Origin of the sequence: Acrocarpospora macrocephala (assembly GCF_009687865.1) — a bacterium.
Classification (GTDB): Bacteria; Actinomycetota; Actinomycetes; order Streptosporangiales; family Streptosporangiaceae; genus Acrocarpospora; species Acrocarpospora macrocephala.
In genome coordinates this window covers 1-26,069 of record NZ_BLAE01000039.1, presented here as the reverse complement: position 1 = coordinate 26,069, position 26,069 = coordinate 1, and the positions used below count along the sequence as shown (strand labels likewise).

24 protein-coding genes and 1 rRNA gene are annotated in these 26,069 nt (G+C 69.6%); 2 read left to right on the top strand and 23 right to left on the bottom strand.

The genetic code is table 11. The features are described from left to right. Positions 1 to 6: 6 nt before the first annotated feature. Together Amac_RS31535 and Amac_RS31530 are read right to left on the bottom strand one after the other, a co-directional pair. A complete protein-coding gene (locus tag Amac_RS31535) occupies positions 7 to 450 on the bottom strand; it encodes a DoxX family protein (RefSeq protein WP_155358060.1) in 444 nt (147 codons plus the stop codon). Further along, complete coding sequence (locus Amac_RS31530; RefSeq protein ID WP_155347574.1) at positions 447 to 629, bottom strand: hypothetical protein; 183 nt, start codon at positions 627 to 629, stop codon at positions 447 to 449. The genes Amac_RS31535 and Amac_RS31530 overlap by 4 nt, the downstream gene beginning before the upstream one ends. 129 nt (positions 630 to 758) lie before the next feature. Between Amac_RS31530 and Amac_RS31525 the strand changes: the two genes are divergently transcribed. After that, positions 759 to 1,409, top strand: coding sequence for a LuxR C-terminal-related transcriptional regulator (locus Amac_RS31525; protein ID WP_155358059.1), 651 nt, complete (start codon positions 759 to 761; stop codon positions 1,407 to 1,409). 125 nt (positions 1,410 to 1,534) lie between these two features. Here the strand turns inward: Amac_RS31525 and Amac_RS31520 are convergent, their stop codons facing one another. The 20 genes from Amac_RS31520 to Amac_RS31425 form a co-directional block, all read right to left on the bottom strand. After that, on the bottom strand, positions 1,535 to 2,782 hold the full coding sequence (locus tag Amac_RS31520; RefSeq protein WP_155358058.1) for a glutamate-5-semialdehyde dehydrogenase: 1,248 nt from the start codon (positions 2,780 to 2,782) through the stop codon (positions 1,535 to 1,537). Positions 2,783 to 2,797: 15 nt separating this feature from the next. After that, positions 2,798 to 3,886 (bottom strand): glutamate 5-kinase, encoded by a 1,089-nt coding sequence (gene proB, locus Amac_RS31515; RefSeq protein ID WP_155358120.1) that lies wholly within the window; start codon positions 3,884 to 3,886, stop codon positions 2,798 to 2,800. A gap of 42 nt (positions 3,887 to 3,928) precedes the next feature. Further along, on the bottom strand, positions 3,929 to 5,278 hold the full coding sequence (obgE, locus tag Amac_RS31510; protein WP_155358057.1) for a GTPase ObgE: 1,350 nt from the start codon (positions 5,276 to 5,278) through the stop codon (positions 3,929 to 3,931). A 157-nt stretch (positions 5,279 to 5,435) separates the two neighbouring features. Continuing rightward, on the bottom strand, positions 5,436 to 5,693 hold the full coding sequence (gene rpmA / locus Amac_RS31505; protein WP_155347579.1) for a 50S ribosomal protein L27: 258 nt from the start codon (positions 5,691 to 5,693) through the stop codon (positions 5,436 to 5,438). A 6-nt stretch (positions 5,694 to 5,699) separates the two neighbouring features. Next, the gene (gene rplU / locus Amac_RS31500; protein WP_155347580.1) at positions 5,700 to 6,014 is read right to left on the bottom strand and encodes a 50S ribosomal protein L21; all 315 of its coding nucleotides are present in this window, start codon (positions 6,012 to 6,014) and stop codon (positions 5,700 to 5,702) included. Positions 6,015 to 6,196: 182 nt separating this feature from the next. After that, a complete protein-coding gene (locus Amac_RS31495) occupies positions 6,197 to 9,025 on the bottom strand; it encodes an Rne/Rng family ribonuclease (protein ID WP_155358056.1) in 2,829 nt (942 codons plus the stop codon). 103 nt (positions 9,026 to 9,128) lie between these two features. Beyond that, entirely contained in the window at positions 9,129 to 9,863 is a 735-nt protein-coding gene (locus Amac_RS31490) for a TIGR03936 family radical SAM-associated protein (RefSeq protein WP_246268843.1), read from the bottom strand. Between the two features lie 141 nt (positions 9,864 to 10,004). After that, a complete protein-coding gene (locus Amac_RS31485) occupies positions 10,005 to 11,915 on the bottom strand; it encodes a TIGR03960 family B12-binding radical SAM protein (protein WP_155358054.1) in 1,911 nt (636 codons plus the stop codon). 18 nt (positions 11,916 to 11,933) lie between these two features. Further along, entirely contained in the window at positions 11,934 to 12,818 is an 885-nt protein-coding gene (locus tag Amac_RS31480) for a phosphotransferase family protein (RefSeq protein ID WP_155347584.1), read from the bottom strand. Beyond that, the gene (locus Amac_RS31475) at positions 12,815 to 14,227 is read right to left on the bottom strand and encodes an NsdA family TPR-like regulatory protein (RefSeq protein WP_155358053.1); all 1,413 of its coding nucleotides are present in this window, start codon (positions 14,225 to 14,227) and stop codon (positions 12,815 to 12,817) included. The genes Amac_RS31480 and Amac_RS31475 overlap by 4 nt, the downstream gene beginning before the upstream one ends. A 54-nt stretch (positions 14,228 to 14,281) precedes the next feature. Next, a complete protein-coding gene (locus tag Amac_RS31470; RefSeq protein ID WP_155347586.1) occupies positions 14,282 to 14,527 on the bottom strand; it encodes a hypothetical protein in 246 nt (81 codons plus the stop codon). A gap of 140 nt (positions 14,528 to 14,667) precedes the next feature. Beyond that, positions 14,668 to 15,840 (bottom strand): rod shape-determining protein RodA, encoded by a 1,173-nt coding sequence (gene rodA / locus Amac_RS31465; RefSeq protein WP_246268842.1) that lies wholly within the window; start codon positions 15,838 to 15,840, stop codon positions 14,668 to 14,670. Next, a complete protein-coding gene (gene mrdA / locus Amac_RS31460) occupies positions 15,837 to 17,873 on the bottom strand; it encodes a penicillin-binding protein 2 (RefSeq protein ID WP_155358118.1) in 2,037 nt (678 codons plus the stop codon). Before mrdA ends, rodA begins: the two co-directional genes overlap by 4 nt. Positions 17,874 to 17,878: 5 nt before the next feature. Beyond that, positions 17,879 to 18,382 (bottom strand): rod shape-determining protein MreD, encoded by a 504-nt coding sequence (gene mreD / locus Amac_RS31455; protein ID WP_155358052.1) that lies wholly within the window; start codon positions 18,380 to 18,382, stop codon positions 17,879 to 17,881. 1 nt (position 18,383) lies between these two features. Then, complete coding sequence (mreC, locus tag Amac_RS31450; protein ID WP_155358051.1) at positions 18,384 to 19,298, bottom strand: rod shape-determining protein MreC; 915 nt, start codon at positions 19,296 to 19,298, stop codon at positions 18,384 to 18,386. 9 nt (positions 19,299 to 19,307) lie between these two features. Beyond that, the gene (locus tag Amac_RS31445) at positions 19,308 to 20,339 is read right to left on the bottom strand and encodes a rod shape-determining protein (protein ID WP_155358050.1); all 1,032 of its coding nucleotides are present in this window, start codon (positions 20,337 to 20,339) and stop codon (positions 19,308 to 19,310) included. 174 nt (positions 20,340 to 20,513) lie between these two features. After that, on the bottom strand, positions 20,514 to 20,924 hold the full coding sequence (gene ndk / locus Amac_RS31440; RefSeq protein WP_155347590.1) for a nucleoside-diphosphate kinase: 411 nt from the start codon (positions 20,922 to 20,924) through the stop codon (positions 20,514 to 20,516). An 83-nt stretch (positions 20,925 to 21,007) separates the two neighbouring features. Next, positions 21,008 to 22,525: a hypothetical protein gene (locus Amac_RS31435; protein WP_155358049.1), complete on the bottom strand. Its 1,518-nt coding sequence runs from the start codon at positions 22,523 to 22,525 to the stop codon at positions 21,008 to 21,010. Between the two features lie 11 nt (positions 22,526 to 22,536). Then, a complete protein-coding gene (locus Amac_RS31430) occupies positions 22,537 to 22,875 on the bottom strand; it encodes a DUF4233 domain-containing protein (protein ID WP_155358048.1) in 339 nt (112 codons plus the stop codon). A 2-nt stretch (positions 22,876 to 22,877) separates the two neighbouring features. After that, positions 22,878 to 24,200, bottom strand: coding sequence for a bifunctional folylpolyglutamate synthase/dihydrofolate synthase (locus Amac_RS31425; RefSeq protein WP_155358047.1), 1,323 nt, complete (start codon positions 24,198 to 24,200; stop codon positions 22,878 to 22,880). A 683-nt stretch (positions 24,201 to 24,883) separates the two neighbouring features. Here Amac_RS31425 and Amac_RS31420 point away from each other — a divergent pair. Then, positions 24,884 to 25,726, top strand: coding sequence for a folylpolyglutamate synthase family protein (locus tag Amac_RS31420; RefSeq protein ID WP_246268841.1), 843 nt, complete (start codon positions 24,884 to 24,886; stop codon positions 25,724 to 25,726). A gap of 89 nt (positions 25,727 to 25,815) precedes the next feature. Here Amac_RS31420 and rrf read toward each other — a convergent pair. Then, a 5S ribosomal RNA gene (rrf, locus tag Amac_RS31415) occupies positions 25,816 to 25,932 on the bottom strand. Positions 25,933 to 26,069 lie beyond the last annotated feature (137 nt).

Sequence of the window (26,069 nt, the reverse complement as noted above, 5' to 3'; positions counted from 1 at the left end):
GCCGTGTCAGGCGGGTTGCGCCACAGATGGCACGGATTTGGCTTCCCGGCGACGCCCGAAGAGCACGTAGTCGAGGCTGATCCGGCCCGGTCCCGCCACCGCCAGCAGCAGCGCGACCGCGCCGAGCGCCAGCACCAGTTCGAAGCCGCCGTTGGCCAGCAGGATGCCGTGGCCGACGTGCACGAACATGAGGGCCCCCGCCATGAGCACGAACAGGGCGGCGCCCGCCAGCATGGTCAGCAGTCCCAGCACGAGCAGGATCCCGCCGCCCAGCTCGGCGGCGATCGCGAACCAGGCCGAGATGCGGGGCACCGGGATGTTCCATTCGGCGAAACCCTGCGCGGTCGCGTCCACACCCCGCTTGTACTTGGCCCACCCGTGCGCGATGAAGACGACCCCGAGCGCGAGCCGGCCGACCAGGGCCGCCATGTCGTAGAGGGCGCGTCTCATCGGCCTTCCCTGACCGGCTCTTCGAGCAGGTGCTCCAGGCCGACGCCCGGCTCCGCGGGCAGCTTCTTCCGGCCCGACCTGCGCCAATTCAGATGGCCGTGGCTCTCGAGCAGCAGCAACAGCCGGTCGGCCACGACCAGCACCACCGCCACGAAGCCCAGCGCGATGAGAATATCCATAACAACAAGTGAAGGTGACCCCACAGAACGTCGCTGGGAGCGACACGCCCCGATGCGCTAGTGACCGCCAAGTCGTTCCCAAGACCGCTGCGCCACGCTGTGCTCAGAGCGTCGTCGGTTGGAGGACAAATGAGCGGCACCATCACCGCTGTCGTGGCGGACCAGCATCCGCTGTACGCGGAGGGAATGCGTTTCGCGCTGGAGCGCGAGACCGGCATCACGGTGCTGGGGACCGCCAGTGACGCCCTCGACGCGCTCCGGCTCGCCGTCCGCCTGCACCCCGACGTGGTCCTCATCGACCTGGGCATGCTGGACGCGCTGGAATACCTGCAGCGCCGCTGCCCGGCTGTCCGGGTGCTGGCGCTTGGCCAGTCCGACGGCGAGGCCGACCTGGTCACGGCGCTGCGCGCGGGCGCCCAGGGCTACCTGCTGAAGGGCACCCACCCCGGCGAGATCGCCGCCGCGGTCCGCTCGGTGGCGCTCGGCCACATGGTGTTCGGCCGCGGACTGGCCGCCAGCGTGCTGACCCGGATGACCACCAGAGCCCCGAACAGCCCCTTTCCCGGCCTGACCCAGCGCGAACACGAGGTCCTGGAGCGCCTCGCCGACGGCCGCTCCAACGCCGAAATCGCCCGCGACCTCCACCTGGCCCCGAAGACGGTACGCAACCACGTCAGCAACGTCCTCACGAAGCTGGAAGCGGCCAGCAGGGTGGACGCTGCCCTGCTCGCCCGCGACGCGGGCCTGGGCTCCCGCAGGCTGGTCGCGGCAGGGGTCTAAAAACGCCGAAGACCAGTGACTCCAGCCTTCTGCCGGTGAGTGCCTGCTGGGCGGCTGTTCTGTCAGTGGGCGTTGGCAGCATGGCGGGCATGGCTTTCCCGCGAATGCTCCGGTGGCTGCTTCGGCTACGTCCTGATGTGGCCGTCGCCCGTGTAGATCCACTTGGTGGAGGTGAGTTCGGGCAGGCCCATCGGGCCCCGGGAGTGGAGCTTTTGGGTGGAGATGCCGATTTCGGCGCCGAAGCCGAACTCGCCGCCGTCGGTGAAGCGGGTGGAGGCGTTGACGGCGACCGCCGCGGAGTCGACCAGGGCGATGAAGCGGCGGGCGGCCGGCTGGGAGCGGGTGATGATGGCGTCGGTGTGCGCGGAGCCGTAGAGGCGGATGTGGGCGACGGCCTCGTCCAGGGAAGCGACCACGGCCGCGGCGATGTCGAGGGACAGGTATTCGGCGTAGAAGTCGTCTTCCGTGGCCGGCACCACGTCGGGGCTGTAGGCGGCGACGGCCGGGTCTCCATGGACGGTGACGCCCGCGCTCTTCAGCGCGGCCAGCGCCTTGGGCACGAACTCCTCGGCGATGGCGGCGTGCACGAGGAAGGTCTCGGCCGCGTTGCAGACCGACGGGCGCTGCGCCTTCGCGTTGACCAGGATCGACAGCGCCATCTCCTGGTCGGCGTCGGCGTCCACGTAGACGTGACAGGTCCCGACGCCGGTCTCGATCACCGGAACCGTGGACTCCTCCACCACGCTGTTGATCAGGGACGCCCCGCCGCGCGGGATGAGCACGTCCACCAGGCCGCGCGCCCGCATCAGCTCCTTGACCGAATCCCGGGTCAGACCGGGCACCAGCTGCACGGCCCCGGCGGGCACCTCGGTCTCCGCCAGCGCCTCCTGCATGATCCGCACCAGGACCGTGTTGGACGCGTAGGCGCTGGAGGACCCTCGCAGCAGCACCGCGTTGCCGCTCTTCAGGCAGAGCGCCGCCGCGTCCACGGTCACGTTCGGACGGCCCTCGTAGATGATCCCGATCACGCCCAGCGGCACCCGCACCTGCCGCAGCTCGAGCCCGTTGGGCAGGGTGCTCCCGCGCACCACCTCACCCACCGGATCCGGCAGATCGGCCACCTCGCGGACCGCGCCCGCGATCTTCTCCACCCGGGCCACGTCCAGCCGCAGCCGGTCGATCATCGCCTCCGAGGTGCCACCCTCGCGCGCCTTGGCCACATCCTCGGCATTCGCGACGACGATCTCATCGGCCCTGGCCACCAGGGCGTCCGCGATGGCGCGCAGGGCGCGGTCCTTCGGGGCGCGCGGGAGCGGAGCCAGCAACTGGGCGGCGTCCTTCGCCGCGTGGGCGACCTTCAGAAACTCACTCATCGCGGAATACCTCCGTCAAGGGACGTGCGGCTCGAGTATGACGATGTCGTCGCGGTGGATCAGCTCGCGCTCGTATTCCGGGCCGAGCGCGCTGGCCAGCTCGCGGGTGGAACGGCCGAGCAGGTCGGGGATCTCCGCGGCGTCGAAGTTGACCAGGCCCCGGGCCACCGGATGGCCGTGCGGGCCGTACAGGTCGACCGGGTCGCCGGCGGCGAAGTCGCCCTCGACCTTCAGCACCCCGGCGGGCAGCAGCGACATGCGGCGCTCGACGACGGCGGCCACCGCGCCGGTGTCCAGGTGCAGCCGCCCCCGGCCGGTGGCGGCGTGCGCCAGCCAGAGCAGGCGGGTGCCCGGATGCCGCCCGCCCGGATGGAAGTAGGTGCCGACGTCCGCCCCGGCCAGCGCCTGCGCGGCGTGCGCGGCGGCGGTGAGCACCACCGGGACGCCCGCACCGGTGGCGATCTTGGCGGCCTGCACCTTGGTGACCATGCCGCCGGTGCCGACGCTGCCGCCGCTGCCCAGTTCGACCCCGTCCAGGTCCTCCGGGCCGCGCACATCGGCGATCCTGGCCGAACCGGCCTTGCGCGGGTCGCCGTCGTAGAGCGCGTCCACGTCGGAGAGCAGCACCATGGCGTCGGCGTGGGTCAGGTGCGCGACCAGGGCGGCGAGCCGGTCGTTGTCGCCGAACCTGATCTCGTCGGTGGCCACCGTGTCGTTCTCGTTGACCACCGGCACGATGCCGAGTTCGAGCAGCCGGGCCAGGGTGCGCTGGGCGTTGCGGTGGTGCGAGCGGCGCATCATGTCGTCGGCGGTGAGCAGGACCTGGCCGACGCGCAAGCCGTACCGCGCGAAGGAGGAGGTGTAGCGGGCGATCAGGACGCCCTGGCCGACCGAGGCGGCGGCCTGCTGGGTGGCCAGGTCCTTGGGCCTGGCCCGCAGGCCGAGCGGGCCGAGCCCGGCCGCGATCGCGCCGGAGGAGACCAGGACGACCTGCGTGCCCGTCTGGCGGCGGGCGGCGAGCACGTCGACCAGGGCGTCCACCCGGTCGACGTCGATCATGCCCTGCGGGGTGGTCAGCGAGGAGGACCCCACCTTGACCACCATGCGAGCCGCGTCGCGGACCCTCTCCCTGGCCACAAGACTCCTTTACAGTCTGCTGTCGGAGCCTCTGGGGCCACCGATGCGGGTCTGGGCGGCCTCGGAGGGCCGCCAGTCGAAGATATAGCCGTTCTCCATGGAGCCGATCACGACCTCCACGCCCACGTCGGCGCCCGCCTCGATGAGCGCTTCCTCCACGCCGAGCCGCTCCAGCCGGTCCGCCAGGTAGCCGACGGCCTCGTCGTTGGTGAAGTCGGTCTGCCGGATCCAGCGTTCCGGCTTCTCGCCGGTGAGCTGGAAGGTGGTCTCGTTGACCCGGCGCAGCGTGAACCCGGTCTCGCCGAGTTGCTTGGGCCGGATGACCAGCCGGGTGGGTTCCTCCACCGGCTTCTCGGCGCGGGCCCGCGCCACCATCTCCCCCATCGCGTACGCCAAGGGGGTGAGCCCTTCGTGGGACGCGGCGGAGATCTCGAACACCCGCAGCCCGCGCTCGGCCAGCAGCGGCTTGACCAGATCGGCGAGCTCGCGCGCGTCGGGCACGTCCACCTTGTTGAGCACGACCATGCGCGGCCGGTCCTGCAGCGAGCCGTAGGCCGCCAGCTCCGCCTCGATGACCTCGAAGTCAGTGACAGGATCACGCCCGGGGTCCAGGGTCGCGCAGTCCAGCACGTGCACGATCGTGGAGCAGCGCTCCACGTGCCGCAAGAACTCGTGGCCGAGCCCCTTGCCCTCGGAGGCGCCAGGGATAAGCCCCGGAACGTCGGCCACCGTGTAGATGACCTCGCCCGCCGTGACCACGCCCAGGTTCGGGATCAACGTCGTGAACGGATAGTTCGCGATCTTCGGCCGGGCGGCCGACAACGCCGCGATCAGCGAGGACTTGCCGGCGTTCGGGAAGCCGACCAGCGCGACGTCCGCGACGGTCTTCAGCTCCAGGGTGATGTCGGCGACATCGCCGGCCTCGCCCAGCAGCGCGAATCCGGGCGCCTTGCGCTTGGAGGTGGCCAGCGCCGCGTTCCCGAGCCCCCCGAAACCGCCCTGCGCGGCCACGTACCGGGTCCCGACGCCGATCAGATCGACCAGCACCTCTCCCGTTTCCGCGTTTTTCACCACAGTGCCGTTGGGGACCGGGAGGATCACGTCCTCGCCGCGCGCGCCGTCCCGGTTCGAACCCGAGCCCTGCTTCCCGTTGCCCGCCTTGCGGTGCGGCCGGTGGTGGTATTCCAGCAACGTCGAGGTGTTGGCGTCCACCTCCAGGATCACGTTGCCGCCCGGGCCGCCGTTGCCCCCGTCGGGGCCGCCCAGCGGCTTGAACTTCTCCCGGTGCACGGAAGCGCAGCCGTTGCCGCCGTCACCCGCCTTGATGTGCAAGATGACGTTGTCGACGAAATCAGCCATAGCCTGCTTCCCCTAAGAAACGAAACGAGGCGGATCGGACTCACCGACCCGCCTCGCCTTCCGGTATCAACGAGAAACCCGTCCGCTGGACAGCCGCCGACCTAGGCGTTCACCGCCGGATCGTCCAGACCCCGGCTTCTCGTTAATTTTGCGGGATTTACTCCGCCACCGGGATGATGCTCACTGCGCGGCGACCGCGCTTGCGGCCGAACTGCACGTGGCCCGCGACCAGCGCGAACAGCGTGTCGTCGCCGCCGCGGCCGACGTTGTCGCCCGGGTGGTGGTGGGTGCCGCGCTGCCGGATGATGATCTCACCGGCGTTCACGAGCTGCCCGCCGAAACGCTTGACTCCGAGCCGCTGGGCGTTGGAGTCGCGGCCGTTCCGGGTGGACGAGGCGCCCTTCTTGTGTGCCATGACTCCCTACTTCCCAGGGTTGATGCCGGTGACCTTCACCTGGGTGTACCGCTGGCGGTGCCCCTGGCGCTTCTTGTAACCGGTCTTGTTCTTGTACTTGAGGATGCGGATCTTGGGACCCTTGGTCTCGCCGAGAATCTCGGCGGTCACCTGGAACTTGCCGAGCACGGCCGGGTCGGTGGTGACATCGCCGTCGTTGACGACGAGAATCGCCGGCAGCGCAAACGTGGAACCGATCTCACCTGGGACCGTGTCCACTTCGATGACGTCTCCTACGGAGACCTTCTGCTGCCTGCCGCCGCAACGAACGATCGCGTACACCGCGGAAACCCTTCTTGTCTACTGGATGCTGCGCCCCGACACCCGATCGCTGGATACGTTTTGCCGGCGGACCAGGGGAGCGCGCGAAGCCAGGCACGCCACCAGGCGCACCGATTGACTAGAGTACCGGATTAACGGGACCGAGGTCGAACCGGGCGGAACACCGGAGCTAGGAAGTCTGTTTAATCGGCCGATCTGGACCGCCGGGAGCGTCGCCTCCCTCGCGGCTGTCCCTCGTCGAAACTGTCGGTCACGCTGTCCCGGCCGTCGTCGGCCGCGACCGCCGAGCCGTCGCCGAGCTTGTCGGCGACCGCCTTCTCGATGGCCATCTTGCCCTGCGTGCCACGCGGCTCCGGCTTGGCCTCGACCGGCTCGGTCGAGACGATCAGGCCGCGGCCGTGACAGCAGTCGCAGGGCGTGGAGAACGCCTCAAGCAGGCCCTGGCCGACCCGCTTGCGGGTCATCTGCACCAGGCCGAGCGAGGTGACCTCGGCCACCTGGTGCTTGGTCCGGTCCCGGGCCAGGCACTCCAGCAGCCGCCGCAGCACCAGGTCGCGGTTGCTCTCCAGCACCATGTCGATGAAGTCGATGACAATGATGCCGCCGACGTCCCGCAGCCGGAGCTGGCGCACGATCTCCTCGGCCGCCTCCAGGTTGTTCCTGGTGACGGTCTCCTCCAGGTTGCCGCCGTGGCCGGTGAACTTGCCGGTGTTGACGTCGACGACGGTCATCGCCTCGGTCCTGTCGATCACCAGCGAGCCGCCGGACGGCAGCCAGACCTTGCGCTCCATCGCCTTGGAGATCTGCTCGTCCACCCGGTAGGCGGCGAACACGTCACCGGGCTCGTCCCAGCGGGACAGCCGCTCGGCCAAGTGCGGGGCGACATGGCTGACATAGTCCTCCACGTCCGCCCAGACCTCCTCGCCGGAGACCACCAGCGAGGCGAAGTCCTCGTTGAACACGTCCCGGACCACGCGCACGGTCAGGTCGGGCTCGCCGGACAGCAGCTCCGGCGGGCTGGCCGACTTGGCCTTGCGCTGGATCGCCTCCCACTGCGCCGACAGCCGCGCCACATCCCGGGCCAGCTCGTCCTCGGACGCGCCCTCCGCGGCGGTGCGCACGATCACGCCCGCGTTCTCCGGCATCACCTTGCGCAGGATCTGCTTGAGCCGGGTGCGCTCCTTGTCCGGGAGCTTGCGCGAGATGCCGGTCATGGAACCGTCGGGGACGTAGACGAGGTAGCGGCCCGGCAGGCTGATCTGCGAGGTCAGGCGGGCGCCCTTGTGGCCCATCGGGTCCTTGGTGACCTGCACCAGCACCGGCTGGCCCGACTTGAGCGCGGCCTCGATCCGGCGCGGCTGCCCTTCCAGACCGGCGGTGTCGAAGTTCACCTCACCGGCGTACAGCACCGCGTTGCGGCCCTTGCCGATGTCCACGAACGCCGCCTCCATCGACGGCAGCACGTTCTGCACCTTGCCCAGATACACGTTCCCGACGTAGGACTGGCTGGCCTCGCGGTCCACGTAGTGCTCGACCAGCACGCCGTCCTCCAGCACGGCGATCTGGGTGCGGCCGCCGTGCCTGCGGACCACCATGACCCGCTCGACGGCCTCGCGCCGGGCCAGGAACTCCGACTCGGTGATGATCGGCGGGCGGCGGCGGCCCATCTCGCGGCCCTCGCGGCGGCGCTGCTTCTTCGCCTCCAGGCGGGTGGAGCCGCGGAAGCCCTGCACCTCGTCCACGGAGGTGGTGGTGGACAGGGCGGTCCGCCCGGCGCGCGGCGCGCGGATCCGGACCACCGTGTTCGGCGGATCGTCGCTGATCGGCTCGGCGTCGTCGGTCCCCCGCCTGCGCCGCCTGCGGCGACGCCGGGAACCGGTCGTCTCGCCCTCCTCCTCGGCGGACGCGGCCTGCGCGTCCTCCTCCTCGGCGGACTCCTCCTCGCCGCTCTCGTCCTCGCCCGCCTCGTCGTTCTCGCGGGCCCTGCCGCGGCCACGGCCGCCCCGGCGGCGACGCCGGCGGCGGGAACCGTCCTCGCCGGCCTCCTCGTCGCTCTCCTCGGCCTCCTCGGCCTCGGCGGTCACCGGCTCCGGCTCCTCCACCGGTTCGGCCGGTACGGCGGGCTTGACCGGCGCCTGCTTCACCGGAACCTGCTTGGCCGCGAACGGGTCAGGGGCCTGGAACAGCGGCTGGAAGACGGCGGCGGGCGGCTGGAAGGTCACCGACGGCACATCGGCCTGCCGGGCGGCCGACAGCCCGAACGGGTCGGCCACGACCCGCGCCTGCGGGGACAGATCCTCGTCCAGGTCCTCCCCGGCGGGCTCGTCGTCCAGCGGCTCCTCGGCGGGCATGGCCAGCAGCATCGCGGCGGCCACCTGGGCCTCGGCGGCGCTCATCGCGCTGGATCGTTCCCCACGATGATCTCCGTCGTCGTCCTTCTTCCGGGTACGGCGACGCTTCACCGGGGCTTCGGCCGCCGATTCGACGACCGCGTCGATCTCAGCCTCGACGACAGCCTCGTCGACTCCAGGCACGGGCTCCTCGACGGGCTCGGCCTTCTTGCGGGTCCTGGTCCGCCGGGCCGGCTTCTCCGCCGCGACAGGCACATCGGCCACGACCGCTTCGGACGTCTCAGCGACCTCAGCCGCATCGGCGGCCTTCGTCCGGCGGCGGGTGACACGCTTCGGCTTCTCGGCGACCTCGGCCACCTCAGCCGTCGTCTCCGCAGATACCGTCGTTTCGGCCGGCGCCGCCGATTCCGCCGGTTCGGCCACCGCACGCCTGCTCGTACGCGTGCGCTTGGGCTTCTCGGCGACAGCCGTACCCACGGCGGGGCTGGCCAGCGCCTGGGCGGCGGCGGCCTGGATCGCCGGAGCCGTCGGGATGTCGTCCGGCTCGGGCGGAGGCCCGGCGGGGCGGCTGGCGCGACGGCGCACGGTCTTGGTCTCGTCGGTGTTCAGTTGTGTGGTCTCTGTTGTCGTATCGCCGACAGTGGGCTCGTTGTCGAGCATGCGGGCGCTCTCCCGTCAGCTCCCGGGCGCGTTTCCGCGCCGCGCGGGAGCATTCGTCTCTCGCGGTCCGCCTGGCCTCCTGACGGGGCCGCGGCGGCAAGTCCTATAGGTGGTCACCAACCCGGTCGGCTTCGAGCGGGTCGGCGGGCTCACCGGTTATCGCGTCGAGCGGCCCCTGCGCCAGCCTGGTCACCGCGGGGGGTGACGGCGGCGCGAGGCCTGCCACGAGACGCAATCCCATGAGCACGTCATCGGGCCGGACGGCAGGAGTTTCGTGCCGAACGACCATGCGAAGTATGACACACGACTGAATCGGCTCCTGACCTGCCGTTCCATCCGCGTTCTCTGCCACGGTGAGGGTCTGGACCGCCTGACGTGCGTCGAACGCACGCAAGCCTTTCTTGGTCAGGCGCTCCACATCCACACGCGCGGCAGCCAGAAACGCCGTCACCGCCGATGCGGCCTCGGCCGGGTCCACCCCGGTCAGCCGCACCTCCCACATCGACCCCTCCAGCCGGTCGGCCAGGCTCCCCGCGTGCGCCTCGACCACGTCGAGCACGTCCAGGCCCGGCGGAAGCGAGGCGTCCAGGTCGGCGCGCAGCCGGAGCGGATCACACGCGCGGCTCACCCCGATCTCCAGGTATTCGGCCTCGCTCGCCACCCCGGTCGGGGCGGCTCCGGCGTAAGAGATCTTCGGATGTGGACTGAACCCCGCGCTGTACGCCACCGGGATACCGGCCCGCCGGACCGCTCGTTCGAGCGCGCGGGAGATGTCGCGGTGACTGGTGAAGCGCAACCGTCCACGCTTGGCGTAACGCACACGAAGGCGCTGCACCACGGGCGCGGGCGGGGGCCCATCGGGAACGGGTTTCAGTGCTCCGTCGTCCTTCCGGTCTCGTCTATCCCTGTTATTGATATTGAATCGATACTCTTCGAGTCAGAAATTCTTCTCTCAGCATATGCCGCTCTCACGCGTCGTTCACACGACGGTCAGCGGCAGCAACTTCCGCCCCGTGGGCCCGATCTGGATCTCGGTGCCCATGGTGGGGCAGACGCCGCAGTCGTAACACGGTGTCCAGCGGCAGTCCTCGACCTCGACGTCGTTGACGGCGTCCTGCCAGTCCTGCCAGAGCCATTCCCGGTCGAGCCCGGCGTCGAGGTGGTCCCACGGGAGCACCTCGTGTTCCTCGCGCTCCCGGGTGGTGAACCAGTCCACGTCCACCCCGACCTCGGCGGACGCCTTCATCCAGCGTTCGTAGGAGAAGTGTTCGCTCCAGCCGTCGAACCGCCCGCCGTCCGCCCACACGGCTTTGATCACCGCGCCGACCCGCCGGTCCCCCCGGGAGAGCAGGCCCTCCACGATGGACGGCTTGCCGTCGTGGTAGCGGAATCCGATGGCCTTGCCGTACTGCTTGTCGTTGCGCAGGCTGTTGCGGAGTTCGCGGAGCCGCCGGTCCACCGTCTCGTGGTCGCACTGGGCGGCCCACTGGAACGGGGTGTGCGGCTTGGGCACGAAACCGCCGATGGAGACCGTGCAGCGGATGTCCCGCGAACCGGTGGCCTCGCGACCGGCCTTGATGACCTTCTTGGCCAGGTCGGCGATGCCGAGGACGTCGATGTCCTCCTCGGTGGGCAGGCCGCACATGAAATACAGCTTCACCTGCCGCCACCCCTGGGTGTAGGCGGTGGTGACGGTGCGGATCAGATCCTCCTCGGTGACCATCTTGTTGATCACCTTGCGCATGCGCTCGGAACCGCCTTCGGGCGCGAAGGTCAGGCCGGAGCGACGGCCGTTGCGGGAGAACTCGTTGGCCAGGTCGATGTTGAACGCGTCGACCCGGGTGGACGGCAGCGACAACGAGGTGTTGGTGCCCTCATACCGGTCGGCGAGGCCCTTGGCGACCTCGGCGATCTCGGAGTGGTCGGCGCTGGACAGCGACAGCAGGCCGACCTCGTTGAAGCCGGACTCCTTGATGCCGTTGGCCACCATGTCGCCGATCACCGTGATCGAGCGCTCCCGGACCGGGCGGGTGATCATGCCCGCCTGGCAGAACCGGCAGCCCCGGGTGCAGCCGCGGAAGATCTCCACGCTGAACCGCTCGTGCACGGTCTCGGCCAGCGGCACCAGCGGCTTCTTCGGATACGGCCACTCGTCCAGGTCCATCACGGTGTGCTTGAACACCCGCGAGGGAACCCCGGGACGGTTGGGCACGACCCGCTTGATCCGGCCGTCCGGCAGATACTCCACGTCGTAGAACTTGGGCACGTAGACGCCGCCGGTCTCGGCAAGCCGCAGCAGCACCCCGTCCCGGCCGCCCGGCTCGCCCTCGTTCTTCCACTCGCGGATCACCTCGGAGATGGCGATCGCGATCTGCTCGCCGTCGCCGAGCACGGCGGCGTCGAGGAAGTCGGCGATCGGCTCCGGGTTGAACGCGGCGTGCCCACCGGCCAGCACGATCGGATCGTCGTCGGTCCGATCGACCGCGTGCAGCGGGATCCCCGCCAGATCGAGCGCGGTCAGCAGGTTGGTGTAGCCGAGTTCGGTGGAGAAGGACACCCCGAGCACGTCGAAGGCGCGCACCGGCCGGTGCGCGTCCACGGTGAACTGGGGCACGCCCTCGGCGCGCATCAGCGCCTCCAGGTCGGGCCACACCGCGTAGGTGCGCTCGGCCATGGTGTCCGGGAGCTCGTTGAGGATCTCGTACAGAATCTGCACGCCCTGGTTGGGCAGGCCCACCTCATAGGCGTCCGGATACATCAGCGCCCAGCGGACCGTGGCCTCGTCCCAGTCCTTGACGGTCGAGTTCAGTTCACCCCCCACATACTGGATCGGCTTCTGCACTTTGGGCAGCAGCGGTTCCAGGCGGGGGAACAAGGACTCGACAGACATGCCCCAAGGGTATCCGCTTCAGAAGGCGTGCCAGGTACGGTCGTCACCGGCCCGTAGCGAAGCGAGCCGGAACCGTAACTCCGCCCGCGACCCCGGATCCCGGTGCGCGTTCCTGAGCACGGCCGTCAGAGTCTGCAGTTCCCGGGTGTCGCGCAGCACCCCATACCCGGACCAGTTCCTGGCGTCATACCCGTACGCCTCGACGAATCCGTCCCGTTCCGCCTCGGTCAGCCCGAACCTGGCCCCCACCAGCGTGGGCACCAGGTCGATCTCGCGAGGCCCGGCGCTCACCGAATCCCAGTCGCACAGCAGCAGTCCCTCAGGTGTACGGAGCAGGTTGCCCCGGTGCGCGTCACCGTGCACCAGCCCGTACGGCAGAGCGAACTCCAGCCGCTCGTAGTAGGCGTCGGAGAGCGCCGAGCACCGTTCGGTCAGCCACTCGCGCTCCTCCTCGTCGATGGCCCGGCTGGCCGCGATGGCCCGCCGGATCGTGCCGAAAGGATCGAAGGTCGGCAGGTCGAACGGCACCGGCGGCAGCGCGTGCAGCCGCCGGAGCATCAGGCCGAGCGGCGCCGGGTCCGGGGGCGGCCCGGCGTGCTCCTCGTAGTGCCAGAACGTGGCCAGCGCGCCGTCGACGGCCAGCGGCTGCTTGACATCCAGCGGCATGGTGGCCGGGAAGCCCTGCTCCACCAGCCAGCGGGTGACCTTGAGCGAGACGACCAGGCGGTCGTACTTGCCGAGGGCGTTGGCGTCGGAAAGCCGTACCACCACCGACTCGCGGGGCAGCAGGTAGACGATGTTGGCGAAGCTGCGCAGCAGGCGCGCGCCCGCCGGGTCCAGACCGGCGGCATGGCAGGCTTGCGCGAGCGTCGCGGGAACTCCGGCGACGGTGGGAGCGGTCATGTGTTCAGCACCCTGGCCGGGGTTTCGAAACTCAGGTCACGGGTCTGCGCCAGGCCGACCGAGCAGAAGCCCTCGATCTGGCGGGCCATCCGGTCCGACACCAGCGATCTGCTGGCCGCCAAAGTGGCGCCCAGGCTGTCGATCCTGCGTTCTGGCGGCAGTTCCAGCAGCGGCGCGACCGCCTGTTCCGCGCCTTCCTGGTCGTCCTCCAGCACGTAGGCGATGGCCAGGTGGGCGCGGGCCATCGCCTCGCAGCCGTAGGAGCGGTTCTCCCGCTCGTCGGCGGAGTAGAGCGCGATGGCGGCCCTGGCCTCCTCGATCGCGCGGGGCGCCTGGCCCAGGTGCAGGTGGGTCACGGCCGCGTAGTAGTGCTCCTTGGCGGGCCGGAAGGCGAACTCCCCGGCGATCTCGTCGTGCAGCTCGTCGGGGCCGCCGGACGCCCGGGCCTGCGAGGCTCGGTGGAGTTCGTCCCTGGCTTCGGCGGAACGGCCCAGCATCGCGCAGGCCCGGGCTCTGAGCATGTGCAGCCTGGCCCCGCCGCTGCCGGTGGACAGGTGGGTGAGGGCGTCGCCGGCGTATCTGACCGCGTCCTCGTAACGGCGGTCCCACAGCGCGACCGAGGCCTGCATGCCGCGGGCCCAGCCCATCAGCGAGGGATGCCCGGAGATCCGGCCGTACGTCCAGGAGGCCCTGGCCAGCGTGTCGGCGGGCACCCGGCGGCCCATGTCCATGCTGGCGTTGGCCATCAGGCCGCAGAGCGCGCCGGTCAGGAAGTACAGCTCGCCCGCCTGGGTCGGGTGGATGCGGCGTTCCAGCGCCTTCCTGGTCTGCTCCTGGAGGGCGCGCATCTCGACGAAGAGCGGCAGCGGCGTCTCCCACACGTACCGGCGGCCCACCCAGATCACCTGGGTGCGCAGGCGTTCCAGCGCGCCGGAGCCGAGCTCGCTGGTCTCGGCCTCCTCGGCGTGCTCGCTGGCCTCGGCGGCGGCGTCCGCGATCGGGTCGCCCGCGCCCGCCTGGGCCCGGCGGGCCTCCTCCGGCGTGTAGTCGCGGGCGAAGCCCAGCTGGACCGGGCCGGTCTCGAACAGGCGGCAGAGCAGGTCGGTGTACTCGCGGTCGGGCCGCGCGCCCGCCTCCCACTCCCGCCAGGAGCGCTCGGACAGGCCCCGGCGCTTGATCTGGGAACGGTCGCACATGTCGTGGAACCGCTCGATCGCCTCCTCCACCGTCCAGCCGTTGGCCAGCCGCATGCACTTCAACCGGGAGGTCTGGGGGGAGCTGAGGTGGATCTCCTCGGCGATCTGATGGATGACGGCGGTCGACGGCGCCTCGCCCAGGGCCGCGAGCGTGCGGTCCCGGATGGCGCCGGCGAACTGAATGGCCGAACGGTCACGGGCGGAATGGGTCATTGACTCTCCAAGAGGGGGCGATACCACGCTAGCCCGGCACTCGTTACGAAAAGGTCACCGTGCGCACTGCGAGTCGCTCTCCGCGTGAAACGGGCCCACCGTGCCGCCGTTGCGCAGCTGGGCGAGGAAGAGTTGCCCGCACAGGCTGCTCGCCGTCTGGGCGAACCACACCGTGGGCGGGTTCCCGGCTGCCGCCGCCGCCCATCGGCCGCCGCCGTACACGATCCGGTAGTCGGGAAATGCCTTTCGGAGCAGGTCCAAAGCGCGCCCGCGCTCCTGCGCCTCGTCGTCCGGAGTCACCGTTCCTCCGTCTTCGGGGGATCTTCGGGGATGGCGTCCTGAGTTCATCCGTCATCGCACATTCAAGGTACGTTCCCAGATTGTTCGCTTGACGAAAGTCGCGCCAGTGAGAGCGCTCCGCAGGATCCTGCGGGCGGCTCTCACCCCGCGAAGCTTCGCTCCTTGATGTGGATGGCCTGCAGTAACCCGATCCCGATCATGTTGGCGAACGTGGCCGTCCCGCCGTACGAGACGAAAGGCAGGGGCAATCCCGTAATCGGCATGATGCCGATTGTCATCCCAACGTTAATGAACATCTGGAACGCGAACCAGCAGACGATGCCGGCCGCGACCAGCGCGCTGAACCGGTCCTCGCAGTACCGGGCGATCCGCAGCCCGCGCAGCAGCACCACGCCGAGCAGCGCGATCACGGTGAGCGCGCCCAGGAACCCGAACTCCTCCCCCGCCACGGTGAAGATGAAGTCGGTGTGCTGCTCCGGCACGAACCGGCCGGTGGTCTGGCCGCCGTGGAACAGGCCCTTGCCGAAGACCTCGCCGGAGCCGATCGCGATCAGCGCCTGGGTGCTGTTGTAGCCCACCCCGCGCGGGTCGCTGGCCGGGTTGAGAAACGCGGTGAACCGCGCCACCTGGTACGGCTGGAGCAGCCCGAACGACCACACCAGACCGGCCCCGAGCACCGCGGCCCCCGCCACCACGCCGATCCAGCGTTTCCGCACCCCCGCGAAGATCAGCACCCCGCCGGTGATCACCGAGAGCACCATGGTGGTGCCCAGGTCGGGCTGGAGCATGACCAGCGCCATCGTCAGCCCCGACGCGGCCAGCGCGAGCAGGAGATCCAGCGTCCTGGGCCGGTCGGTGCCCTCCGCCGGTTCGGCCAGCAGCATGCCCAGCAGCAGCACCAGCGCCGGTTTGGCCAGCTCGGACGGCTGCATGGCGAAGCCGCCGCCGAGCATGATCCAGGAGTGCGAGCCGTTCACCGTGGTGCCCACCGGGGTCACCACCAGGATCAGCGCGAGCATGGCGATCAGGTAGACGACCGGCGCGTACGCCCGCAGCCGGTGCGGCTCCACCATCGCCACCGCGCTGAGCAGGACGGCGCCGATGCCCAGGTTGAGCACGTGCTTCTTGACCAGGCCGGTCGGCTCCACCGACATCCAGGTCCTGGTGGAGGACCAGACCAGCAGGGTGCCGAGCACGCAGAGCGCGCCCACGGCCATCAGCAGCACCCCGTCCATCCGGCGCACGGCGGAGCCCTCGCCGACCGCGCGGCTGGCCAGCGACCTGCGCCTGGGCACCGCCGTGGCGGGGATCACCGGTTCACCGTGCCGTCGGGCTTGATCACCGGCAACCGTTTGGCGGGTTCGGTGAGGGCGGCGGGCGCGTGGTCCTTGCCGAAACCGAACATGCCCTCGTAGATCTCGCGGACCGCCGGGGCGGCGGCCGAGCCGCCCATGCCGCCCTGGGAGACCATGACGACGACCACGAAGCGGGGTTTCGTCGTGGGGGCGAACGAGGCGAACCAGGCGGTGTCGGCTTTGCCGTACACCTCGGCGGTGCCGGTCTTGCCGCCGATGCTGACCAGGTTCATCGGCCAGCCGCCGAACGCCCCCGCCGCGGTGCCGTCGGAGGGCACCTGGCTGAGCGCGTTCTTGATGTAGGCGCGGGTGGTCTCGTCGATCGGCAGCTTGCCGATCACCGGCGGCACGATCTCCTTGACCTTGGTGCCGTCCGGCCGGACCAGCGCCCAGGCGATCCGCGGGCTGCGCACCTTCCCGTCCCCGACCAGCGCCGCGTACGCGTTGGCGAGCTGCAGCGGCGTCACCAGCACGTCACCCTGGCCGATGGAGAAGTTCGCCGCGTCACCCGCCCGCCACTGGAAGCCCTCCAGGCAGTTCTCGTACGCCAGCTGCTTCAGGAACGCCGCCCTGTTCCCGTCCTTGACCTCCGGATACCCCTTCTTGGCGCGAATGCAGTTGGTCGCCCGGGTGGCCGCCCACAGGTTCTTCTTCCAGTACCGGTCCGGGATACGCCCCGGCGACTCCCCCGGAATGTCGATCCCGGTCAGCTTCCCGAACCCGTACGCCCGGGACATCGCCGCCATCGGGTCCTTGGGCTTGGGCTTGGGCTTCATGCCGCCGTCGCGCAGCCACATCTCGTACGCCGCCCGGTAGAAGATCGTGTCGCACGACTTCACCAGCGCGGTGTGCAGGTTCATCGGGCCGAGCCCGATCCCGCGGAAGTTGTGGAACGGCCGGCTGCCGACCATGAACGCGCCCGGGCAGTCGTAGGTGCCGTTCAGCGGGTAGCCGTCCTTGACCATCGCCGACACCGACGTGACCTTGAACGTCGAGCCGGGCGCGAACGTGCCCTTGATCGCGCGGGACACCAGCGGACGGCCGGACTTGTCCGATAGCAGCCGCTGGTATTCGTTCTCGGAGATCCCGCCGATCCACACCGACGGGTCGTAGGTGGGCATGCTGGCCATCGCGATCACCCGCCCGGTCCGCACGTCCAGCACCACCCCCGCCGCGCCGTCCGCCTGCGGCGACCGCTGCATCGCCCCTTCCAGCGCCTTCTCCACGATGGCCTGCACCTTCGCGTCGATGCTGGTGATCAGCGTGTCCCCGGTGATCGGCGCGACCTGCTGCTCGACCCCGATGACCTTGCCCATCCGGTCCACCTGGACCCGGCGCAGGCCCGACTTGCCGCGCAGCGCCTGGTCGTAGATCTCTTCGAGCCCGTCCCGCCCGACCAGGTCGACGCCCGAATAGCTGGCCTTGAGCCCTTGCCGGCGCTCCAGCTCCTGCTGCGTCACAGGCTGCAGATACCCGAGCACCTGCGCCGCGTGCGTCTTGCCCGGATAGTCGCGCACCGCCTGGACCTCGGCCGTCACCCCGGGAAAGTCCTCCTGGCGCTCCAGGATCTGCAGCGCCTCCCGGGTCGTCACCGCGTCGTCCACCGGAATCGGCTGGTATCGCGAGCCCGTCCAGCACGGCCGCGCCACCCCGGGCCCGCACGAGCGGATCCGCTCGCGCAACGACTCCGGGGTCGACCCGAGCACGGCCGCCAGCTTCTTCAGCACCGCGTCGCCCGCGTCCGGCATTCGATCCAGGCGAGTGCGATCGATGGACACGACCAGACCGGTGCGGTTGCGCACCAGCGGCCGCCCGGCCGAATCCAGGATCTGCCCCCGGATGGCCGGCACCACCACATCCCTGGTCCGCGTCTCGGTCGCCACCGCCACGAACTCCGGCCCGCGCACCACCTGGACCTGCCACAGCCGGACGGAGAGGACCGCCAGCAACGACAGCACCAGCACGTGCAACACCACGAAACGGGTCCGCATCCGGTTCACGGCCGTCTCCTTCCCATGATCAGCACGTCCCTGGATCGGGCCGGCCGGAACAGCCCGCGCACCGCCCAGACCACGATCGGCGCCGCCAGCAGGTTGCACACCGCCGTGCCCGGCCAGATCGCCATGAAAGTCGACCAGTCCACGCCCGGATCGCCCAGCAGCGACCCCACCCCGACCGCCAGCGCCGGCGCGCCCACCGCGCACGCGGCCACCGACAGCAGCGGCACCCGGGCCGCCCACCGCCCGGCCAGGTAGCCGGTCAGGCACATCACCAGCGCGTACTGCCCCAGGACGTGGTCGGTGGGCGGGGTGAGGTCGGCGGCGAGCCCGGCCAGGAACCCGATGACGGCGCCCGCGGTCTCGCCGCGCAGCGTGGCGAGCGCGATCACCACCAGCAGCACCAGATCGGGTGTCACCGAGAAACCCATCCGGTTGATCACGGTCATCTGCACGACGAGCGCGGCGAAGATCAGCGCGGCGGTGCCCAGATTCCGCGCCATGTCAGACACTCGGGACGGGTTTGAGCGGCTTCGGATCCGGCCGCCCGCCCGGCAGGACCGAGTCACGCGGCGCCCGCGTCGGCGCCTTCACCACCACGCCGACCACGTCCAGCGAGGTCAGATCGGCGAACGGCCGCGCATACGCCGTACGGGTGAGCTCGCCGGGGGTCGCCTCCACCCGCTCGATCACCCCGACCGGAACCCCCGCCACATACGGCGTGTCCCGCATCGACCCGAAACTGACGATGCGGTGCCCGACGGTGAGCGGCGCGGAGGAGTCCAGCAGCCGGAACCGCAGGAACCGCCCGGCGCTGCCGTTCTGGCCCAGGCCGTTGACCACGCCGAGCTCGTTGCCGCCCTCCAGCCGCGCCCCCGCCGAGGAGGCCGGATCCGACAACAGCACAACGGTCGCGGTGTGCTGCTCGGCCCGCACCACCCGGCCGACCAGGCCGTCCGCGTTGAGCACGGTCATCTCGGCGCGGATGCCGTCCCTGGCGCCCGCGTCGATCTCCACCGCGTCCTCGAACCCGGGCGCGGACCTTCGCGCGATCACCTGCGCCGGCACAATCCGGTAGCCGCCCCGGCCGGCCAGGCCGAGCATGCCGTTCAGCTGGGCCGACCGCTGCCGGTCCAGCCGCTGCGCGGTCAGCTCGCCGCGCAGCCTGCCGTTCTCGGCGGACAGTTCCGCGATCTTCCGCTGCGCGCTCGACGCGCCCGCCAGCGCCTGGAAGAACGAGCCGACGGGCTCGGTGACCGAGGCCGCGGCCCGTTCCGCGGCCCCGAACGCCCCGGCGGCGACCCCCCGGATCGGCCCGAGCACCGGGCTGTCCCCGCTGCGGTGGTCGAGCGTGATCAGCAGCAGCGCCGTCGCCAGCAGCGACCCCACCACGACCCGCGTCCGCCGAGTGTCCTTCATCGCCGTGCCTCAGTGCCTCGGTTCGGGGACCAGGACCTGCTGGAGCGCGTCGAAATCCTCCACGCACCGGCCGGTGCCGAGCGCGACCGAGTCGAGCGCGTTGTCGACCAGGTGCACCGGCATGCCGGTCTCGTCGCGCAGGCGTTCCTCCATGCCCCGCAGCAGGGAGCCACCGCCGGCCAGCGCGATGCCCCGGTCCATCAGGTCGCCGGACAGCTCCGGCGGGCACTTGTCCAGGGTCGACTTGACCGCGTCGACGATCGAGCTGAGCGGCTCCTCGATGGCGGCACGGATCTCGTCGGCGGACACCTCGACCGTCTTCGGCAGGCCGCTGACCAGGTCACGGCCGCGGATCTCGGCGTGGAACTGCTCCGGCATCGCGCACGCGGCGCCGATCGCGATCTTGACCTCTTCCGCGGTCCGCTCGCCGAGCATCAGCGAATGTTCCTTCTTCGCGTACGCGATGATCGCATGATCGAGTTCGTCGCCGCCGACCCGGATGGACTGGCTGGTCACGATGCCGCCCATCGAGATGATCGCGACCTCGGTGGTGCCGCCGCCGATGTCCACGACCATGTTGCCGGTCGGCTCGTGCACCGGCAGGCCCGCCCCGATGGCCGCGGCCATCGGCTCCTCGACGATGTAGACACGGCGGGCGCCGGCCTGGTAGCCGGCTTCCTTGACCGCGCGCTGCTCGACGCCGGTGATCCCACTGGGCACGGCGACGATGATGCGTGGTTTGGCGAAGTGACGGCGCTTGTGAATCCGTTGGATGAAATAGCGCAACATGCGCTCAGTGACGTCGAAGTCGGCGATAACGCCGTCCTTCAGCGGGCGGACCGCCACGATGTTTCCTGGCGTACGGCCGATCATGCGCTTGGCTTCGATGCCAACGGCGACGATCTTGCCCGAGGTGGTGTTGATGGCCACTACCGACGGCTCATTGAGCACGATGCCACGCCCGCGCACATAGACCAGCGTGTTGGCCGTGCCGAGATCGACAGCCATGTCGCGGCCGAGAAACGCAAGCTTGCTGCCCATGGGAAGGAGGCCTCCCTTCAGGTGGTCCGCAGGTGATAACGCATCGCATTCGAATCGTAACGTGTTGTACCCATGGCCGAGCACGCTGACCCTCAGATTTCTCACGTTTATCCACATCTACCTGCGGAAACACGAAAAGCCCCGGGTTTCCCGGGGCTTTCGCGAGTGAGGCGCCTAGAAACGGTCAGGGAAGAAGATCTTGATCTCCCGGGCGGACGATTCGGTCGAGTCGGAACCGTGCACGACGTTCTCGCCGATCTCCAGAGCGTGGTCGCCGCGGATCGTGCCGGGAGCCGACTTCACCGGGTCGGTGAGGCCCGCCAGCGCCCGGAACGCCTCGACCGCGCGCGGGCCCTCGACGACCATGGCCACCAGCGGCGCGGAGGTGATGAACTCCACCAGCTCCCCGAAGAACGGGCGCTCGGAGTGCTCGGCGTAGTGCGCCTTGGCGGTGTCGGCGTCCAGCGTGCGCAGCTCCATCGCCACGATCTTGAGGCCCTTACGCTCGATGCGGCCGATGACATCGCCGACGAGGCCACGACGGACACCGTCCGGCTTGATCAGGACAAGCGTACGCTCGGACACGGGTTTCTCCTTTGATGCGATCCGCGTGCGCAGGGACGGCCGCGGAAGGAAGACTCGGGGCGCGCACGCGCGCAAGCCGCAGTTTACCGGTCGGCTCCCGCGTCATCGCTCCTGTCCTCCGGAGAGGGCGTGGGCGCCGGAACCACCGGCGGCTCCGGCTCACCCGCTGCCGGCTCCTCCGGCCGTACGGCCAGCGCGGACCGGCGGGCCAGAAAGGACGCGAGCAGCAGCACCAGCACGAGAACGAACCCACCGATGAGCGCCCACAGGTGCAAAGCTCCCACGAACCCATCCACCATGGCCTGACGGGTGGCGTCCTCCGCCTCGCTGACCGCGCGCAGCCGGGTCACCTGGATGCCGGTGCCGAGCAGGAACCCGGCCAGGACCGCAGGGAAGAGCAGGGACAGGCCGAACAGGGCGGCCACCTGCCCCGCCAGGCGTAGCGCGCTCACCATGGCGACCGCCCCTCCGGTCGCGAGCAGAACGAACGGGACCAGCAGCAGAGAGCCGCCCATGGTGGGCACGAGTAGCCGCACCGCGCACAGACCGACCACCACCGTCACCAGCCCGGCGGCGGCCAGCCGAGCCGCCAGCTCCTCGTTCACGCGCATCGCCGCGTGCGCGGCCAGCAGGGCGACGATGGCGGCCACCCCGAACGGCGCCCACATGCCCGTCAGCCCAGGCCCGCCCAGACCACCGAGCTCCACATACGTCATCTGCGCGGCGGTCGGCAGCACCACCAGCCCGACGCCGACATTGGTGAACGCCAGCACCCGGCCACCCGGACCATCGAAGGTCGCCACCGAGCCCAGACCTAGCATCGCGACCACGGCCACCGACGCGACCGCGATCACCATCAGCGGCGGCCAGTCGAACGTCGTCCCCACCGCGAGCAGCGCGATCCCCGCCGACGGCACGGCCGCCATGACCAGCCGCGTCCGCTCGGTCGACGACAGCCGCGGACCACCGGTGCCCTTCTTGTCGCTCACCAACCACAGCACCAGGAAGACCGCGGCCAGCGCGAGCGCCACTCCGGTCAGCAACGGGTACGGCTGGAGCGTGACCTGCCAGGAGGAGACCGCGTCGAGCGGCCAGAGTGCCAGCGCCTGAGCGGCCAGCAGGCTCACCGCCAGCGCGCCGGCCCACACCGGGAGCAGGATTCGCCGGGACGGGCGCTCCATCGCCGCCACCAGCGTCGCCGGGACCAGCAGGCCCGCACCCATGCCGTGCAGCACCCGCAGCACGCCCACCGTCACCGGGCCGTCCGCGAATCCACCCGCGGCGTCCGCCAGAGCCAGCACGGTCAGACCGGCGACCAGCACGGGCGCGGCGCGGAATCGGCGCACCGCCAGCGCGGCGGCCGGGACCGTGAGCAGCATGGCGGGCAGGGCCAGGCCATGGGCGCGCATCATCGCGATCTGCGACACGTCGGGCGGCAGCAGCGCCGCGACGACGGAGATCGTGTTCGGAATCGCCAGGATCGCCAGCGGCAGTGTGGCCACGATCAGAAGGGCCACCAGGATGTCGACCACGATGGCCACCGCGGGCGCGCGGACGACGTCCAGCGGAGGGTGCAGCGGCTGAATTGGAGGGACGGCCATGGTGGCCGACTTTAGCGCTTCGTCGCGCCCTCGACACGGCGAGCGACGAATATCGCTGTTATCCATAGAGCCGCGAAGATTGCCCCAAGGAAGAACATCGTGCTGACCAGGAAACCTGTCGCGATCGCCAGGATCTGCAGCAAGCTGCCCGCGATGAAGGCGGCCGGGTATCTGAGCAGGCCCGCGACGATCACGCAGAGCACCGCCATCCCGATGCCGATCGTGGCCGCGACCTGGGGTTCCACATTCTGGATGGTGATCGCGACCGGGGTGGCCAGGGCGACGACGATCGCTTCCATGCCGAGGACGGTGGCGCCCAGCCGGCGCATGCCGGGGGTGACGTCGAACATGTTCACCCGACCTTCAGCAGAAGCCTGGCGTCGCCTGCGGTGACGACGGAACCGGTGATGAGCACCCCGGCGCCGAACTCGTCGCCCTGGTCGGCGAGGCTGATCGCCAGGTCGATCGCGTCGTCCAGGCGGGGGGCCAGATGGACGCGATCCTGGCCGAAGACGCTCTCCGCGCGTTGCGCCAGCTCCTCGGGGTCCATCGATCGGGGCGAGGAGTTCTTGGAGATCACGATCTCTTCGACGATGGGTTCCAGGAGTTCGAGGATGGTGTCGACGTCCTTGTCGGCCATGACGGCCACCACGGCGATCAGCCGGGTGAAGCCGAATGATTCGGTGATCGCGTCCGCCGAGGCCTCCATGCCGCCGGGGTTGTGCGCGGCGTCGATGATGACGGTCGGGCCTCTGCGGACCACCTCCAGGCGTCCTGGGCTGGTCACCTGGGCGAAGGCTTGCCGTACGAGGTCGTCGGCGAGCGGATCGTCTCCTGCGGTCAGGGCTTCCACCGCCGCAAGCGCGGTTACGGCGTTGCTTGCCTGATGTGCTCCGTAGAGGGGCAGGAAGACCTCCTCGTAGGAGCCCTTGAGTCCCTTGAGGTGGATGAGCTGGCCGCCCATGGCCAGTTCGCGGTGGAGCACGCCGAATTCCAGCCCTTCGCGCGCCACGGTCGCCCCGACCTCGGCCGACCGCCGCATCAGCACCTCGGCGGCGCTGATCACCTGCTGCTCCAGCACGGCCGTGGCGCCCGGCTTGATGATGCCCGCCTTCTCCGTCGCGATCGTTTCGACGTCGGGACCGAGGTAGTCGGTGTGGTCCAGCGAGATGGCGGTGATGACGGCCACCGCCCCGGTCGCGACATTGGTCGCGTCCCACGTGCCGCCCATGCCGGTCTCGATGACGGCCACGTCCACGGGGGCATCGGCGAATGCGGCGAAGGCCATCGCCGTGAGCACTTCGAAGAAGCTCAACCGCCCGTACTTCTGGTCCACGATCCCGAAGTGAGGCTCCAGTTCGTGGAACAGCTCGACGAACCGGTCCTCGTCCAGGGGGACACCGTCCACGCAGATGCGATCGCGCATGGAGGCGAACTCGGGGCTGGTATAGCGCCCGACCCGGAGGTTCCGTTCCCGCAGCAGCGCCTCGACCATCCTGGCCGTGCTCGACTTGCCGTTGGTGCCGGCGATGTGGATCACAGGAAACGCCGCCTGCGGCTGGCCCAGAAGGTCGACCAGGCCCACCATCCGATCCAGGGTCGGGTCGATGTCCCATTCGACACCGCGCGCACGGATCGCGGCCTCGACTGCGTGGATGTCCTGCGCTGCTGTCACCGAGCCAGTTTAATGCCGCCCCAACCGGCCTCCCCTGCGGCCGTGTCTCCCCGGCCTCCCGGCGAAGAACAACAGACAGCAATGCCGCTACCGCACTTCGCGCCGGTGCGCGCTACCGCACTTGGCGCCGGTGCGGCGAGAAGCACCAGCCGCGTAAACGGCGCCGAATAACGGCGAGCACCTCGGCGACCTGCTCCTTCTGTTTGGCGCTCGAGCAGTTATCGATGGTCATCGGCCCCCTACGGATACGTCGCGCACCCGGAGGTCGCGGCTGATGGACCGCGTAGACTCGCGCGGTGAGCTCTGAAAGTGCCTTCTTCGCGGACTGGCGGTCGCGTCCCGACGCCTCGCGTCGAAGTCTGGAGCGAGCGCGACACCTGCTCCGCCTGATCGGCCTTTCTGGCGCCGGCATGCCCGTTCTCACGGTGGTCGGCTCGAAAGGAAAAGGCACGGCGGCGACCTACGCGTCCGCTTTCCTTGCCGCGTCGGGCTCCCGCGTTGTCACGGTCACCAGTCCCGGCCTCCGGTCCAACCGGGAACGGATCAGGTTGGACGGAGCCGCGATCTCCGCCGCGGAACTCACCTCACTCGGGGATCGAATCGGTCACGGCCTCCAGCGGTTGCCTGGGCGGGACCGCCTCCCTGGCTATCTGGCCCCCGCGGGGCTGTTCACTATCGCCGGTGTGCTGTTCGCGGAGCAGGTCGAAGCCGATTACCTCGTGCTGGAAGCCGGAATGGGCGGCGGGTCAGATGAGGTATCGATCTTTCCCGCATTGGTGGTGGCGATCGCGGAGATCTTCGCCGAGCATGTGGGCGTGCTCGGCGACACGCCCGTGGAAATCGCTCAGGAGAAGGCCTCCGTCGTGTCCAGTCAGACCAAGGCGGTCGTGTCGCTACCCCAGCAGCCCTCGGTGCGGGAAGCCATCGAGATGGTCGTCCGGCAAAAGGCGAACCTGAAACTCGACGTCCTCGACGCAGGTGCCCTTCCGGCGGAGTTGCTGCCCCCCTCGTACGGCAGATGGAATGCCGAACTCGGCTGCGCGGCGGCGAGCACGATGGTGTCGCTCCTGGGCAGGGAATCCCCAGCTCCGGGGGATCTCCAGCGAGTGCTCGAATCCGTGCGACTGCCTGGGCGACTGTCCCATCATGTCGTCCCGGACAGCGAAACGGAGGTCTATATTGACTCAGCCATCAGCCGTGCGGGAATCGCCACCGCTTTGACGATGGCGCACCAGCGCTGGGACACCATCGACCACGTTCTCCTGTGCCTGCCCGACCACAAGGACGTGGAGGGAGCCATCATCGAACTCGCCGACTATCCAGTCACATTTGTACGGCTCTCCGACGCGCACTTCAGTTTCACCAAGGCGCTCCCCAACGAATGGCCGATCGTCGACGAGGAAGAGATCACTCCGACGTTCTTGAGCGGGTTGGGTAAACGTGTGCTCAGCCTGGGAACGGTGTTCTTCTCGGGCATGATGCTGAACGTCTTGAACGCTCCGACGGAACGCCTCTTTGTTCCTTGACAGGGAACTCGGGTGATTTCCTCGGGTGATTCCTGGGCCGAAAACACGAAAGGCCCCAACCATTCGGCTGGGGCCCTTCGATAAAGATTGTCCGGCGGCGTCCTACTCTCCCACACCGTCCCCGGTGCAGTACCATCGGCGCTGGAGGGCTTAACTTCCGGGTTCGGAATGTAACCGGGTGTTTCCCCACCGCTAAAACCACCGAAACACTATGAAACAAACAACCAAACCACACATGCACGCACGCGTGTCCGCTTGTTGTCTCAGAATCACATAGTGGACACGAGCAAAACCAATGCCACAAACAGTTCGCGCAGCCTCGAAGACACAACACCTTCAAGAC

What these genes read in the sequence shown, in the direction of transcription:
- Amac_RS31485 (WP_155358054.1), bottom strand. Translation starts at nt 11,915, where the DNA reads ATGTCTGTCGAGTCCTTGTTCCCCCGCCTGGAACCGCTGCTGCCCAAA.
- Amac_RS31445 (WP_155358050.1), bottom strand. Translation starts at nt 20,339, where the DNA reads ATGGGCAGCAAGCTTGCGTTTCTCGGCCGCGACATGGCTGTCGATCTC.
- Amac_RS31520 (WP_155358058.1), bottom strand. Translation starts at nt 2,782, where the DNA reads ATGAGTGAGTTTCTGAAGGTCGCCCACGCGGCGAAGGACGCCGCCCAG.
- rpmA (WP_155347579.1), bottom strand. Translation starts at nt 5,693, where the DNA reads ATGGCACACAAGAAGGGCGCCTCGTCCACCCGGAACGGCCGCGACTCC.
- Amac_RS31480 (WP_155347584.1), bottom strand. Translation starts at nt 12,818, where the DNA reads ATGACCGCTCCCACCGTCGCCGGAGTTCCCGCGACGCTCGCGCAAGCC.
- Amac_RS31530 (WP_155347574.1), bottom strand. Translation starts at nt 629, where the DNA reads ATGGATATTCTCATCGCGCTGGGCTTCGTGGCGGTGGTGCTGGTCGTG.
- Amac_RS31435 (WP_155358049.1), bottom strand. Translation starts at nt 22,525, where the DNA reads ATGGCCGTCCCTCCAATTCAGCCGCTGCACCCTCCGCTGGACGTCGTC.
- mrdA (WP_155358118.1), bottom strand. Translation starts at nt 17,873, where the DNA reads ATGCGGACCCGTTTCGTGGTGTTGCACGTGCTGGTGCTGTCGTTGCTG.
- Amac_RS31535 (WP_155358060.1), bottom strand. Translation starts at nt 450, where the DNA reads ATGAGACGCGCCCTCTACGACATGGCGGCCCTGGTCGGCCGGCTCGCG.
- mreC (WP_155358051.1), bottom strand. Translation starts at nt 19,298, where the DNA reads ATGAAGGACACTCGGCGGACGCGGGTCGTGGTGGGGTCGCTGCTGGCG.
- Amac_RS31475 (WP_155358053.1), bottom strand. Translation starts at nt 14,227, where the DNA reads ATGACCCATTCCGCCCGTGACCGTTCGGCCATTCAGTTCGCCGGCGCC.
- Amac_RS31495 (WP_155358056.1), bottom strand. Translation starts at nt 9,025, where the DNA reads ATGCTCGACAACGAGCCCACTGTCGGCGATACGACAACAGAGACCACA.
- obgE (WP_155358057.1), bottom strand. Translation starts at nt 5,278, where the DNA reads ATGGCTGATTTCGTCGACAACGTCATCTTGCACATCAAGGCGGGTGAC.
- proB (WP_155358120.1), bottom strand. Translation starts at nt 3,886, where the DNA reads ATGGTGGTCAAGGTGGGGTCCTCCTCGCTGACCACCCCGCAGGGCATG.
- Amac_RS31430 (WP_155358048.1), bottom strand. Translation starts at nt 22,875, where the DNA reads ATGTTCGACGTCACCCCCGGCATGCGCCGGCTGGGCGCCACCGTCCTC.
- mreD (WP_155358052.1), bottom strand. Translation starts at nt 18,382, where the DNA reads ATGGCGCGGAATCTGGGCACCGCCGCGCTGATCTTCGCCGCGCTCGTC.
- Amac_RS31525 (WP_155358059.1), top strand. Translation starts at nt 759, where the DNA reads ATGAGCGGCACCATCACCGCTGTCGTGGCGGACCAGCATCCGCTGTAC.